Genomic DNA, 15,196 nt, shown 5'->3' on the forward strand with positions numbered 1-15,196 from the left:
GATAATAATGGTGCTGAATAACTAGATTAATTCACTCCAGTTTAAATTTATAATTAAAAACATTTTTTCATTCTCATCTTATTAAGATTATCAATTACACATCTAACAATGATTCAGTTTTATTTAACTATCACACACTAAACGCATTGAGCATTGTATCCGTAACCTGAAATAAGAATAGATATAAAACTGTGGCTGAGATAATTGCGACGAAAAAATAGCAGCAAGTTACCCACTCAGTTACTATGGTTAACTCAACCGCTATCAATATAAAGATAGCGCCCCAATAAATCCGAAACACCACGCCACCAAAACCATAATAAAAAACATAACAGCCTGAAAAATAACAAGTAAAAATTAAAAAGCAAACATCTTACATTTACAATAAGTCGCACTGCACTTAATAAATAAATTAAATCAATTTAGGGAAATTTCCTACAACACCCCTATCGCCCTCCTATATTCGTAATTAGTGGGGTGAGTTATATTGTGCTGATTAAAAGGTCAACATTGTTAATTTAACATTTTAAACAATCCTACTCAGTTCTAAACCAACACCCTTGTGGATAGACCAGATTATTAGGTCTACGCATCTAATCAGAGTAATACTATGAATAAAGTATTTAAAGTCATTTGGAATAGTGCCTTAGGCCGCTATGACGTTGCATCTGAAATCTCTAAATCAGGAAAAAAAACTAAGTCACTTTGCTCGGGAACTGTCGATACAACTTTAGGTTTAACGACCCCCTCTCGCCTGAGCCAAATTGCCATCACCTTGATGTTCACATTAGGGGCGAGCTCTGCTTTTGCTGCGGATGTAAGTGTTCCCGGATTTACACCTGAAGTTGATTTTACGCAGACGTTTAGTGGGGCCAACAATACTTTATCGGGGAGTTTTAGCAATATTGCCAAAGGTGATGTTGGTTTCAAAAACAGTAAACTGGGTGATATTCCCCCGGGGAACTTCCTCTATGGTGCTGAGAATCTGATCAGTAAAAATATTTTCAATTTAGGGGATATGGTTACTGAAACTTTCCTTGACCCGAAAGGCACTGGCGCATTAATTACTATTAATGTGTATAGCAGTACTGCGATGTCAATTAAACCACTTGCTGATTTTGTGGTACCTGTTTCTTATGCGGTTGGTGAAAATGGCCAGTATGTGAATCGCAACTTATTCCATGTGCAGGATAGCAGTGATCTGACCGTGGCTGTCGGCAGCACGGCCGCAGGTTGGGTTAATGACAGCAATAACTATTTTAACGCCATTCTTAAAGGCAGCCTGAAAAGTGAAGCGGCAACAACGACTTCTTCAGGATTCTATGTTGACTCTACGACTTCAGCCCAGAATACAGTCTTAAATTACAACGCCAAAACTGTAGTCAATCTGGGGAGTAACAGCAATAACATTCGTGACAGTGGTACCTCGGTGGCGAATGCTGTACTTGATGACTTTACCGGTGCATTCACCAGCCCGTATTTAGGGGCCCAAAATGTTCAAAACTTTGCTGATTTCCAAAAATACAACAATGATTTAATCGCAGGCATTAAAAGTGGTGCGATTGCACTGGACAGCAATGGCTACCAGGCTGAACTTGCGCGAGCTTATATAACTACTAGCGGCCAGGTTACACCCAAAGTCACCCCGATCTATCTTGATATGGGGATTGATGCCAATGATGCCGTAAATCACCTGGTCGATTCTAGCCGTGTTGCCTTTATTCATGGTGATGGTCAACATGCTATTGTGAATATAGGTGCTGATGCCAATATTCAGGCGTTCAATACGGATATTTCCGTGGTGCGATTGAACGATGGCGCGACCCTGAATAACGCTGGGACATTAGGTTCAGCCGCAGGCACTGTTCGTGGCACCAATATTATTTTCGCCACTGACAGTACAGTAATCAATGAAGCGACTGGGGTTCTGGACGCGGGGACTAACCCTGACATGCTGGATTTCAAACCCATACCGAGTGCCACTTTACCACTGGATGTCGCCAGTGGGAGCCATACTGCAATTTTGGCTAATGGGGCCTCCTCAGTCACTAACAACGGCGTAATTAACACGGCTTCACGTGGGAGCAGTGTTTATACCCGCGTAGCTATCATTGACGGTACCTCAACCTTCGTCAATAACGGCGCTATTAACATTGCTGCAACTATCGATAAATCGCCTCCAACAGGGTATCTGAACGAAGGGGTGAGTGTTCAGAAAGGCTCTACCTTTGAAAATAACGGTACCGTCTATATTGGCCGTCAAGCACAGCGTTCAGCGACTGATATCGTCACTGATCTGGCTATTAAGACCCAGTCTTATGCCGTCAAATTACTGCAAGATACGGTTAATCTGAGCAATATCGCTACCTTTACCAATAGTGCGACCGGTAAAATCGTGATTGGCAGCAAAACTGAAAACTCTACAGCTATTGCTGCACAAGGAGCGAGAACAGTAGTCAATCAAAACGGCACTATTGAGCTCAACGGTGCTGGTGCTGTATCCGGACAAAATGCAGGGCAGAATATCGGTATCTCTTCCAGCGCTAACGCCACGAATATCTTCAATAATGGTGATATCGTTATAAATGGTATCAATACCGTCGGTATCAAAGTACTGACCAACAGTTCAGCCACTAACGCCGGTAACGTTTATGTAAATAACGGGCTTGATGCTGCCACTAAACTGGCGAACTACGGTATTCAGGCGGTTGGTGCGGGCGCGGTGGCTAATCTCTCTGGTGAGGTAAAGCTGGCGGGCGATGGTGCTATTGGGGTGGTTGCTGAAGATAAAGGTACCATTAATGTCTCCGGTACCGGTCAGGTTGAGTTTGTTTCAGGTAAAAAACAGGTGGGCTACCTGATTTACGGTACGGGCTCTAGCGTCAATAACATTGCCACGGGTGATGAAACGGTTTCAACCGAAGGCTCTACACTGTATCGCGTTGATAAGGGTGCCAGCTTTATCGGGACCACAGCCTCAACCATGAATGCCACCGGTAAAGATTCTTCTCTTATTCAAGTCACCGGTGTTGGCAGTACATTTAACTCCGGCGCGTTAGATATGGTCCTTTCTGGCGAGGGCTCTACTGGGGTAAAAGTCGAGGGTGGCGCCAGCGGCACCATCACGGCAGATGCCAGCCTGGAATTGAGCGGTGATGGGGCTACTGCCGGTATCGTCGATGGCAACTACTACGGCCTGGATGGTATTGCCACCGGTGCTACCGGAAAATCTGTCTTAACCAGTTCGGCGGTATTGACCACCGGTAACACCGCGTCTGGTGCCTATGGCTATATCGCCCGTAATGGCGGTGAGCTTATCCACAATGGCTCCATTGATTTTACACAAGCAGGCAGTACTGGCGTGCTGGTAGACGGCGGGATTCTGACCAACCAAAACCTCATCACAGTCAATGGGACTGCGGTCAATATTCAGGGTGCTAACTCTACCGTGAATAACAGCGGTACCGTCAACGCAACCGACGGCACCGCCGCTTATCTGCTGGGTGCGGGGGCGAGCCTGACCTTATCCGGTAACGGTGAAACCAAAGCGGGCGGCACTGCCCATGGCGTACTGCTTGATACCGGTGCCACAGCACTGACCGTGGATGGCGCAACCATCACCATGACCGCGGGCGGCACAGGTAATGCGATTGAAAACAAAGCGGAAATTACCGGTATTCAGTTAAAAGACACCACGCTGACGGTGGGTAATGGTGCAGGTATTCGTACCGGTGCCTCCCTGGCGGCAACCAACTCTGGCACGATCAATGTCAACGGCAGCGGTACCGGTATTCTGTTTGCCAACACCGGCGACACCATCACCGATAATACGCTGGACATGTCCGACTCGGCCGGTCTGGTGATTAACGTCAATTCAGCCGCGGGCAAAGGGATTGTCACCAACTCCCGTCAGGATCTGAAAACCGGTGCCAGCGTAAACGTCAATGATGCCGCAGGCGGTGCAGCCCTGATTGTCAAAGGCACTACCGGCCGTGTCGAGCAGTCCGGTAACCTGATATCAACATCACTCACCAGCCCGGTGGTGGACATCAATAACGGTTATGTCACCAGCTTCGTCAACAGCGGTACCATTCAAGCCAACAGCGCCACGCAGCAGGCTGTCGTAACCAATACTGGGACGGGTCTGGCATTTACCAACGCCACGGGTGGCACAATTGTTGGCAAGGTGGATCTGTTAGCGGGCAACAACACCGTGACCCTGATGCAAGGCAGTAAAGGCACTGACTTCACCACCGGCAGCGGCGATGATGCCTTCATTCTGAAAGGGCTGACATTAGCCGATACCGGCGTGTTTAGCTCACTGAACGGCGGTACCGGCAGCGATACGCTGACGCTGGACAGTTCGCTGTATACCCTGAGTGATGCTGATGCTATCCAGAATATGGAATACATCAACCTGATCAATAACTCAACGCTGACACTGGACAATGTGCTGCTGGCGCTGGGTGACAGTCAGGATGACAATGCCAACACCGGTTTTAATCTGGGTGACGGCAGTCTGTTGCAGGTTAATAACCTGAATGCCGTGAGCTTTAACAGCAAGTTGAACGGCCTCGGCACGATGGCCGTTAATACCGCCGGTAATGCCTTTGATTTTACGGCCAATGCGGCACAGAACGCCTTTAACGGGGTACTGGCATTAGGTCACGCCACCTTTGAACTGGCGGCGGATAACACCGCAGCATTAGTGAATGCCACCCTGAAACTGGGCGCGGACAGTATCACTACAGTAGGCGATGGCATTCAAACGATCGGTGGGCTTACCTTTGACGGCGGTACGGTGAAATTTAACACCGGCACCCCGGGTGAGACGGTGGCGAAAAGCACTATCCATACCACCAAAGAGATGAACCTGCTGGGCACCGGGACGGTGGTGGTGGACATCGACAGCGTCGACAACAGCCAGACGCCGGTCAATCCGGTACTGCCCATCATGGAGCAGGATGATGCCAATACCTTGCTGCAACTGGCGGTGAGTGATGTGGTGGTGCAAGGCAATGGTGGCAATCTGGTGCTGAAAGACCAGGATGGCAATGTCATTACCGATGCCACCACGGCCGATATTGCACAAAATGGCACCACGGTCGCCAAAGGCACTTACGATTATCGCCTGAGCAGCGGTACGGGTAACGACGGTTTGTATATCGGTTACGGCCTGACCGAAGTTGAACTGCTGGGCAGCGGTGCAGATGCACTGGCGCTGTATGCCACCAATAAAACCGGTCCTGCGGCGGATTTGAGTGCCAAAGTGACGGGCAGTGGTGAGTTGGCGATTGATACCGGTGCAGGAAATACGGTAACACTGTCCAATCTGGACAATGATTACACCGGTTCTACCGATGTACGCAGCGGCACCTTGCAGATGCTGAATGATAATGTGTTGGGGAATACCTCGCTGTTATCACTGGCAGCAGATACCGCCTTTGACATGAAGGGTCACAGCCAAACCGTGGGCGAACTGAACAGTACTGCGGGCTCAACGGTTGATCTCAATGGTGGCAGCTTAACCTTGAGCCAGGGCGGTGTGTCTGAGGGTGAACTGACCGGCAGGGGCGCGCTGACGATTGCCGCCAATGTGCTGAGCGTTAAGGGTGCCAATACTGGCCTGAGCGCGGTGACCACCCTTGCCAGTGGCGCACAAGCGTTACTGAACAATGCAGCGGGTCTGGGCGATGGCAATATCGTTAACGCCGGTCTGCTGACACTGAAAGGGGCTGCGGGCCAGTTAGCAAATGCTATCAGTGATGCTGGCAGTGTGGTGCTGGAAGATAGCAGCGACATCACATTGAGCGGTGATAACAGCCTGTTCAGTGGCCTGTTTGCTATCACGAACGGCAGCCAGTTAACTGCTTCTCAGGCAGAACATCTGGGGACGGCGGCGGTCACCAACGACGGCGCATTGGTGCTCAATAGTGCGAGTGACTGGTTGCTGGCCAACAGCATTAGCGGCAGTGGCAGCCTGACTAAAAACGGCACAGGCACCGTATCGTTGACACAATCTGCGGCCTATACCGGCCAGACAGATATCAATGCGGGTGGCCTGATGTTAGGCAGCAGTGCTGACCCCATGACGCTGGCAAGCCAGCAGGTGAATATAGCCAGCGGTGCCTTTATGGGCGGTTTTGGTGGTGTAGCGGGCGCGGTTGATAACCAGGGCGTGCTGTTTGTGGGCAACCCAACGGCACCGGTGGTACCGCCGATGGGACGTCTGGCCCCGGCCAGTAACATCTTTACCGTTGGCACTGACTTAACCAACAGCGGCACGGTATTTATCGGTAACAAAACCAGTGACGGTACGGGCACCACCGGTAACCAATTAGTGGTCAACGGCAACTATATTGGCAACAACGGTCTGCTGCACTTCAACACCGCGCTGGGCGACGACAGCTCTGCCACCGACAGCATGATTGTGAACGGTAACACCAGCGGCACCACTAACGTAAGCGTAGATAATGCGGGCGGTACGGGCGCTAAAACCTTAAACGGTATTGAGCTCATTCAGGTGAATGGTCAATCCGACGGTGAGTTTGTGAACCCTGGCCGTATCGTAGCGGGTGCATATGATTACTCACTCGTACGTGGGGTGGGTTCAAACGCCAGTAACTGGTATTTGACCAGCCTGAGCAATTTGCCGATTGATCCAGAGAACCCGGTTGATCCAGAAAATCCAGTGGGCCCAGGCGAGGAAACTAAACGTCCTGAAGCCGGCAGCTACACCGCGAACCTGGCCGCAGCCAACACTATGTTTGTGACGCGTCTGCACGATCGTTTGGGCGAAACACAGTATATCGACGCCCTGACTGGCGAGCAGAAAGTGACCAGCATGTGGCTGCGTAACGAAGGCGGACATAACCGTTCACGTGACACCAGTGGTCAGTTGAAAACCCAAAGCAACCGCTATGTGATGCAATTGGGTGGCGATATCGCCCAGTGGAGCAACGATGGTCTGGACCGTTTACACCTGGGTGTGATGGCCGGTTACGGTAATAGCAAAAGCGACACCCACGCGAAATCGGGCTATAAGTCGAGTGGTTCGGTTGATGGTTACACCGCCGGGGTGTACAGCACCTGGTATGCCAACGACGAAGACAAGTCGGGCTTGTATGTTGACGGTTGGGCGCAGTACAGCTGGTTTAACAATAGCGTGCAGGGCGACGGTCTGGCGACGGAAGAGTATAAATCGAAAGGGATCACCGCGTCGGTCGAGAGCGGCTACACCTTTAAAATCGGCGAGAATAAGTCTAAGAACGAAACGTACTTTATCCAGCCGAAAGCCCAAATCACCTGGATGGGTGTGAAGGCTGACGAGCACCGTGAAGCAAACGGTACTCAGGTGAGTGGTCAAGGCGACGGTAATATCCAGACCCGTCTGGGGCTGCGTTCTTATATGAAAGGCCACCACGAAAGTGATAATGGCAAGGATCGCGAGTTCCAACCGTTTGTGGAAGCCAACTGGATCCACAACACCAAAGATTTTGGCACCAATATGAACGCGGTTGAAGTGAAACAAGCTGGCGCGAAGAATATCGGTGAACTGAAAGTGGGTGTTGAGGGGCAATTGAACAAGCAACTGAATGTCTGGGGTAACGTCGGCCAGCAATTGGGCGACAAAGGTTACAGCGATACTGCAGTGATGTTAGGGGTGAAATACAACTTCTAATCGTTATTAGCTCTCATCAATAACGGTGCTTCGGCACCGTTATTGATCTCCGAACAATTTAATAAAATCTTATTCTGAATAACTAAAAATTGCAGAGCAGATCAGAAGCCGCCATCGATATCCGTCACACCAATCAGCTTATGATTGACAAACTCCTTCAGTCCGAGACCAATCAGCTCGCGGCCATAGCCTGAGCGGCGCACACCGCCAAATGGCAGGTCAGCCTTCACCGCAGTCGGATGGTTGATGTAGACCATGCCGGTAGACATTTGAGCTGCAACCTTGCGGCCCCGTTCGATGTCTTGAGTGAACACCGAACCGCCAAGGCCGAAAGGCGAGTCATTCGCAATCTCGATAGCTTCCGCTTCATCTTTGGCTTTAAAGACCAGCGATACCGGGCCAAAGAATTCCCAGTAATACGCCGGGTTATCCTTAGTCAGGCCGGTGAGCAACACCGGCTGCACGAAGGCGCCCTGCGACGGCACCTCAGCACCAATCACGGTCAGGGTCGCGCCGTGGCCGACAGCTTCCTTCACCTGTTTACGCACATCGTCGGCCGCACCCTGTGAGGACAGCGGGGCCAGAGTCGTGGCAGGGTCCAGCGGATCGCCGGCCTTGAGTTGGGCAACGCCAGCTGTGTACTTATCAAGGAAAGCGTCGTAGATAGCCTCGACCACGATAATACGCTTGGACGAGCAGCACACCTGGCCGGCATTCCAGTGGCGGCCAAACACCGCCCACTTAGCGGCCTTGTCCAGATCAGCATCTTCCAACACCACAAAGGCGTCAGCACCACCCAGCTCCATCGTTGACTTCTTCAATGCCTTACCGGCCTGTGCTGCAACCACAGCGCCAGCGTCCTCCGAACCCGTTAGCGCAACACCATGTACACGCGGATCGTTAATGATGGTTTCGAGTTGCTCACGGCTAGCGTAGAGGTTTTTGAATCCGCCTACCGGCAGGCCGGCTTCAAGCATTAGCTTCTCAAACACATCGGCGGATTGCGGTACGTTAGACGCATGCTTGAGTATCACGACATTCCCGGCCGCTAACTGCGGCGCGATGATTCGAGCTATCTGGTAGTAAGGAAAATTCCACGGTTCGATAGCCAGGATGATGCCTAGAGGCTCATGCACCAGCCACGCTTCGGTTACCGCAGGGTCTTTAGAATGCAGCTTCTCCGGCGCCAGTTGCTGCTGCGCATTCTCGACGTAGTACTCAAAGATAGCCGCCGACAGTTCAACCTCCGCTTCGGCCTCTCCCAGTAGCTTACCCATCTCCAGTGTCAACAACTTGGCGTATTCGGTATGCTTGGCTCGGAGCAAGTCGGCCGCCTTTTGCAGCACGGCAACACGATCGGCGATTGTAGTATTTTTCCATTGCTTGAATGCCTCATCGCCTTGATCCAGAGCAAGAGCAACATCGGCAGTAGTGGCGTCAGAAAACGTCTTGATCGTTTCGCCGGTGTAGGGATTGGTTGTTGCGTAGGCCATCTTTCGTTCCTTGGTTGCATGCAGGGACCGTTCGCGAACGAACAGCCTATAAAAGAAAGTCCGACTCAGGATCGTCACCGACTAAAACCAGAGCGTTCCCGAGAGAGGAAACGTCATTCGGACGGCAGTGATATCACTCAACAATTAGATGATGAACGTAATGCAAATAAAAACGGCATCGTAGAAGAGTGTATTCGCTCCATGGCGATTCAGACACTTTTATCCGATTAAAATATGTGATTCTCTTAGCGCTATTTATAACTCCAGGTTCAGTCCCTGAGGGAGGAACAACACAAAAGCCTTCGTCGCGCCATAAATTGATATACCGAATTCCGGTGCCAGACCGACGATCGGACCCATTATTCATACTGGAGGTCATCTTGATTTTATGATGCTTGGAGCTCGTTCAAGCTGGCTAAGGTCGCATTCAAGTTCAACATTGGCCTTCGGTATCCAAATGCCCACGGTAAATCCACCCCACGCTTGAATACGAAGTTGTGCGTGACGTCCTCTGAAGGAAACTTTGATAATCGATGGAAAAAATGTCGGATGGAGGGAAAACCAGACAAAGCAGCACTTACAACGCTAAATTGTTCAAATAATAGGCTAACTTGTCGGTAACGCAAGATTACGCTGTCATTAATCCACAATTTATTGATGGGTTTATTCTAATAAAATGTGTCGCCTAACAATAATAACAATAGCCCCCCAAAATCATCATCTAAGCGTCAAAGAGGATTCACTTGCACAAATAGATTATGCATGTCATATATAATAGATGTTGGTCATCATAAATAATTGTTGGGATGGGGAATCAATATGAAATACACCACTTTTGGTCGTAATAGCGGCCTACGGGTTTCCGAACTGGCACTGGGTACCGGTAACTTTGGTACTGCCTGGGGATATGGCTCGGAAAAAGAGGAAGCAAAACAGGTATTTGACCGCTATGCCGAGGCCGGGGGTAATTTCATCGACACCGCAGATACTTACCAATTCGGTCAATCTGAACAGATCGTAGGAGAGTTCATTGCTGCGGAACGTGATCGTTTTGTGGTCGCAACAAAATATACGCTGGGAGCACAACCGGATGCGGGGATTGCTCAAACCGGAAACAGCCGCCGCAATATGATTGCTTCCGTGGAAAGCAGCCTTAAACGGCTTAACACCGACCGCATTGATTTATTGTGGGCCCATTTTGATGACCAGTTAACGCCTCTTGAAGAAATTGTGCGCGCTTTTGACGACCTGACTCGTGCAGGCAAAATACAGTATGCAGGGCTTTCCAATTTCCCGGCATGGCGCATTGCACGGGCAGATACCTTGGCAGAATTACGCGGCTGGTCACGTATTGCCGGTATTCAGGTAGAGTACAGTTTGGTACAGCGAACGGCTGAACGTGAACTACTGCCGATGGCCGAAGCACTCGGCTTAGCAGCCACACTGTGGTCACCTCTGGGGGGAGGATTGCTGACAGGAAAATATCGTCAAAGCGATGAAGGTCGTCTACTTGGTTTTGCGGGCCGATTGGTGCATACCGAGCAAGATACTGCGCTACTCGATGAAGTTATCGCAATAGCACAGGAACACCACGTGCAACCATTACATATTGCTGTTGCCTGGTTGCGCCATAAAGCCGCAAACTCCCCTACCAGCCTAATCCCTATTTTAGGCTCCCGTACCCAAGCCCAACTGGATGACACACTGGCAGCATTAGATGTGATATTGAGTGATGAACAAGTGGCACGTCTTGATAAGGTCAGCGCGATTACTCTGGGAACGCCACACGAACAAATCGCCAACACTCTGGCACGGGCGCAGGGCGGCGATAGTACGCGTATCATCGCCCCCCGACCACCGCGGGCATGAATCAAGATCTGTATTGATGAGAGGCAACATCTATTGATGTGCTAGCATGGCATACTTTATGATGCTGCCTGTTCAATCAGGAGAAATGTATGGCCCGAGTATCAAAGCAACAGATGGCACTCAATCGCGAGTCAATCGTACAGACCTCTTCACAACTCTTCCGTGCCCGGGGTTTGAATGGTGTCAGCGTCAACGATTTAATGGCTGCGGTCGGATTGACTCATGGCGGGTTCTATGGACACTTTACCTCTAAAGATGAATTGGCGGCTATCGCCAGTCGCAAAGCGCTCGACGATTCCAGCACCCGTTGGCAGCAAATCAGCAGCCAGCCCGAGCATCATAATCTGCGCACGTTAGTCGAACTTTATCTCTCAACCACCCACCGTGACCATGCAGAAGATGGCTGTGCAATTACTGCGCTAGCCAGCGATGTGGCACGTGAGAATGATGAGAATCCGGTGCGAGAGGTTTATCTCAGTGGCGTGAGATCCCTGCTAGACAGATTAATGTCTGTTTCTGATATAGAAAATGAAGAACAACGCAGGCAACACGCGCTGGCACAGCTTGCTATGTTGTCCGGTGCATTAACACTGGCGCGCGCCACCGCCGGGGATAAGTTGTCGGATGAATTTCTTGAAGCAGCCAAAAAAGTCTTATTGACTGAAGAAAAGTAATGTCCCCACGGCCGGATTATCAAGGTGCCAATCATCCTGTGCTAAAAACTTTTCGCCTATAGCTTAAGTGGCTATTTGCCCGCAAACATCCTGTCACTAAGGAAATCGATAAATACCCGTAATTTAGGCGTGATATAACGCCCGGAAGGCCACACCACATGCAAGCTCACTGTGCGCTTTACATAACTATCCAGCAAGCTTCGTAATTTGCCTTCCGCCACTGCCTTTCCCATCGAAAAATCCGGTAAGCAGGCGATGCCCAATCCTCTTAAAGCAAAACACATTCTGGTTTCAATGTTGTTGCATACCATCGAGATTGGGATCCGCAAATCAGACTCATTAGGCAAGGGCCAGGTTTCCAATTTTCCGCTGTTAGGGAAACGATAATGCAGGCAGATATGATTCGCCAGTTCAACAGGGTGCATAGGCTCACCATGCTGCTCCAGATAGGCGGGCGATGCCACCAGTAGCATGGTGGACTGCCCCAACTTACGTGCTGACAAACGGGAATCAGTCAGTTCACCGGTGCGGACGACGGCATCAAATCCCTCTTCGACCACATCAACAATCCGATCACTGAAATCCAGATCTAGCTCAATGTCGGGGTATGCGAGCATAAAATCGGCCAATACGGGTAACAACAATGTGCTCACCAGTGGCAAACTGACCCGCAACCTGCCGCGCGGCTTATCGGTAAGTTGTAACAGCTCAAGCTCTGCGGCCTCTACCTCAGCAAGAATCCGCCGACTACGTTCAAGAAAAAGCGCACCTTCGGAAGTCAGTGCTATGCTGCGAGTGCTGCGGTGAAATAATCTCACGCCTAACCACCCCTCGAGCCGTGCGATATTCTTACCAACCGCTGAAGCGGAAACACCCAATATACGCCCTGCCATCACAAAACTACGGGTCTCGGCCACTTGAACAAAAACACTCAGACTGCTTAGGCTATCCATCACGGCTCCGATTGCGGACATTTTTATCCTCTAATACTGGAAATCTACCCCACTTTTTCCTGATTGCGTAGTTATCTATTGTTAGATGGCCATCTATGGTTAAGTCTTCATTCAGATTAAGGAATTACTATGTCTGCGAGTTCGTTAGTGCCAATACAGCCAGTGCATCTGGCAGCCAGAATTAATACAGTGATTGATCAGGCGCTCACCGAACAGCGCTTGGTGGGTACCGTAGTCATGGTGGCGCTTAACGGCGAGACACATTTCAGCCGGGCAGCAGGATGGGCGGATCGCGAAACCGGACAACCGATGACCTCCAATACCCTGTTTCGTTTGGCATCCATCAGTAAGCCGATCGTTTCTACAGCAGCAATGGTATTAGTCGCACAGGGTAAGCTCGACCTTGATGGCGATATCCGGCGCTGGTTACCTGACTTTCAACCCCGGCTGGCAAATGAGGAATTACCAACCATTACGATACGCCAATTACTCAGCCATACCGCCGGTTTGAGCTATCGCTTTTGTGAAGCTGATGAGGATGGGCCCTATGCGCGCGCGGGGATCTCCGATGGCATGGATCGATCAGCAATCACACTCAACGAGAACTTACGTCGGTTAGCCGATGTGCCACTATATTATGCCCCAGGAACTGCATGGGCTTATTCATTGGCAATTGATGTATTAGGTGCAGTTATCGAGCAAGTTTGTGGTCGGCCATTAGATCAAGCAGTAAGGGCATTGGTCACCGAGCCACTACATATGCAGGACACGGATTTTTTCACCCATGATGTCAGTCGGCTAGCTACGCCTTATGTCAGTGATACACCTGCGCCACACCCCTTGCAGGAAGATGAACTTGTCGCCGCGTTCCCCGATACCATCGGTATTCGATTTTCCCCTGCCCGTGCACTCAATCGCCATGCTTTCCCTTCTGGCGGTGCGGGGATGATAGGCAGTGCCAACGACCTGTTGAGCTTGCTGGAAACGCTACGTCGGGGTGGCTCACCACTGCTTCCAGCGGCTTTAGTCGATGAGATGGGCCGAGACCAAATTCAGGGTCTTATCTTACCTGACTCTCCCGGTTTGGGCTTCGGGTTAGGCTTTTCGGTCTTGCGCGATCCACACGAGGCTGATTCACCTGAGTCCGTTGGTACATGGCGTTGGGGAGGTGCATATGGTCACTCATGGTTTGTTGATAGGATTCAAGGGATATCCGCAGTCGCATTAACTAATACCCTATACGAAGGTATGTCCGGGCAATTTGTCAACGATCTGCGGGACGCCATCTATGGCGTCGGGAAACAATAATGAAAGCAGCGCCCTTTCCTCTCTCGGCATTATTGGCTCTCGCGATGACGGGCTTTATTGCCATCATGACCGAGACATTACCAGCTGGATTGTTGCCGCAGATCGGCCAAGGATTGGGGGTTTCACAAGCATTGGCTGGCCAATTGGTGACACTCTATGCTCTGGGTTCGTTACTGGCTGCGATCCCCTTAATTACTTTGACCCGCAGTTGGGGGCGGCGTAAAGCCTTACTCAGCGCCATTGTCGGTTTTTTCATATTCAATACTTTAACCACTATTTCGCCTTGGTTCAGTTTAACCTTACTGGCCCGTTTTATGGCCGGTGCTGCCGCTGGACTGGCATGGGGGCTTATCGCAGGTTACGCACGACGTATGGTACAACCTCATCAACAAGGGCGCGCAATGGCGATCGCCATGACCGGCACCCCTATCGCCCTGGCACTAGGGGTACCATTGGGGGCATGGCTGGGTATGGTGCTCAGTTGGCGCAATGCATTTGCCATTATGTCGGGATTAACTTTGCTGCTGATTGTCTGGGTTATCGTGAAAATACCTGATTATCCAGGGCAATCGGCCAAACAGCAGCAACCGGTGCGCAAAGTGTTCACCACCCCTGGCATACGCCCCATTTTGTCGGTTATTGTCCTTTGGATGCTGGCACATAATATTCTTTATACCTATATTGCCCCTTTTATCACCCCAGTCGGGTTGGAAAATCAGCTCGATAAAGTGCTGTTGGTATTTGGTGTCAGTGCGCTAGCGGGAACTTGCTTCACCGGATTAGTCGTGGATCGATGGTTACGTGGCGCGGTATTACTGAGTCTTGGTACCTTTATTCTGGCTGCATTGATATTGGCAATCGCCGGGGGATCCCCCTCCGCGATTTATGGCAGCATGTTGCTCTGGGGCCTCAGTTTTGGTGGCGCATCCACACTATTGCAAACCGCGTCGGCGGATGCCGCAGGACAAAATGCCGATGTGGCGCAGTCAATGATTGTGGTGGCTTGGAATTTAGCCATTGCAGGGGGCGGGATCATCGGTGGCCTGTTGTTACAAAGCGCCGGAGCAGTAAGTTTCCCGTGGACAGTGTTGGGGTTATTACTCCTTGGGTTGATTATTGTCTGGCAGGCTCAACAATACGGGTTCAAACCGGGTATTCGTAGTGCAATGCACGTTGAAAAATGCTGAGGTAATACATATAAAGACACCCGCTATTGCG

8 protein-coding genes and 2 pseudogenes are annotated in these 15,196 nt (G+C 50.5%); 6 read left to right on the plus strand and 4 right to left on the minus strand.

Annotated elements, in window-relative coordinates; genetic code table 11:
* Nucleotides 1-610 precede the first annotated feature (610 nt).
* The gene (locus V2A84_RS10655; RefSeq protein WP_442848808.1) at nt 611-7,681 is read left to right on the plus strand and encodes an autotransporter outer membrane beta-barrel domain-containing protein; all 7,071 of its coding nucleotides are present in this window, start codon (nt 611-613) and stop codon (nt 7,679-7,681) included.
* Between the two features lie 101 nt (nt 7,682-7,782).
* On the opposite strand, the gene V2A84_RS10660 is transcribed toward V2A84_RS10655, so the two are convergent.
* A complete protein-coding gene (locus V2A84_RS10660; RefSeq protein WP_083159241.1) occupies nt 7,783-9,174 on the minus strand; it encodes an NAD-dependent succinate-semialdehyde dehydrogenase in 1,392 nt (463 codons plus the stop codon).
* Nucleotides 9,175-9,192: 18 nt separating this feature from the next.
* Here V2A84_RS10660 and V2A84_RS10665 point away from each other — a divergent pair, with 18 nt between their 5' ends.
* Entirely contained in the window at nt 9,193-9,405 is a 213-nt protein-coding gene (locus tag V2A84_RS10665; RefSeq protein WP_127891203.1) for a hypothetical protein, read from the plus strand.
* A 27-nt stretch (nt 9,406-9,432) separates the two neighbouring features.
* Here the strand turns inward: V2A84_RS10665 and V2A84_RS10670 are convergent.
* Both V2A84_RS10670 and V2A84_RS10675 read right to left on the minus strand, forming a co-directional pair.
* Nucleotides 9,433-9,525: pseudogene (locus tag V2A84_RS10670) on the minus strand (SDR family NAD(P)-dependent oxidoreductase); the annotation flags it as partial.
* A 24-nt stretch (nt 9,526-9,549) separates the two neighbouring features.
* A pseudogene (locus V2A84_RS10675) lies at nt 9,550-9,732 on the minus strand (pYEATS domain-containing protein); the annotation flags it as partial.
* Nucleotides 9,733-9,993: 261 nt separating this feature from the next.
* On the opposite strand from V2A84_RS10675, the gene V2A84_RS10680 reads away from it, so the two are divergent.
* On the plus strand, nt 9,994-11,043 hold the full coding sequence (locus V2A84_RS10680; protein ID WP_083159242.1) for an aldo/keto reductase: 1,050 nt from the start codon (nt 9,994-9,996) through the stop codon (nt 11,041-11,043).
* Between the two features lie 89 nt (nt 11,044-11,132).
* A complete protein-coding gene (locus tag V2A84_RS10685) occupies nt 11,133-11,717 on the plus strand; it encodes a TetR/AcrR family transcriptional regulator (RefSeq protein WP_083159243.1) in 585 nt (194 codons plus the stop codon).
* Nucleotides 11,718-11,788: 71 nt separating this feature from the next.
* On the opposite strand, the gene V2A84_RS10690 is transcribed toward V2A84_RS10685, so the two are convergent.
* Nucleotides 11,789-12,670, minus strand: coding sequence for a LysR family transcriptional regulator (locus V2A84_RS10690; protein WP_442849127.1), 882 nt, complete (start codon nt 12,668-12,670; stop codon nt 11,789-11,791).
* 129 nt (nt 12,671-12,799) lie between these two features.
* Here V2A84_RS10690 and V2A84_RS10695 point away from each other — a divergent pair, with 129 nt between their 5' ends.
* Complete coding sequence (locus V2A84_RS10695; RefSeq protein ID WP_083159245.1) at nt 12,800-13,978, plus strand: serine hydrolase domain-containing protein; 1,179 nt, start codon at nt 12,800-12,802, stop codon at nt 13,976-13,978.
* On the plus strand, nt 13,978-15,165 hold the full coding sequence (locus V2A84_RS10700) for an MFS transporter (protein ID WP_083159246.1): 1,188 nt from the start codon (nt 13,978-13,980) through the stop codon (nt 15,163-15,165). The genes V2A84_RS10695 and V2A84_RS10700 overlap by 1 nt, the downstream gene beginning before the upstream one ends.
* The last annotated feature ends 31 nt before the right edge of the window (nt 15,166-15,196 follow it).

This window comes from Yersinia sp. 2553 StPb PI (assembly GCF_052217105.1).
In the GTDB taxonomy this organism is placed as follows: domain Bacteria; phylum Pseudomonadota; class Gammaproteobacteria; order Enterobacterales; family Enterobacteriaceae; genus Yersinia; species Yersinia enterocolitica_E.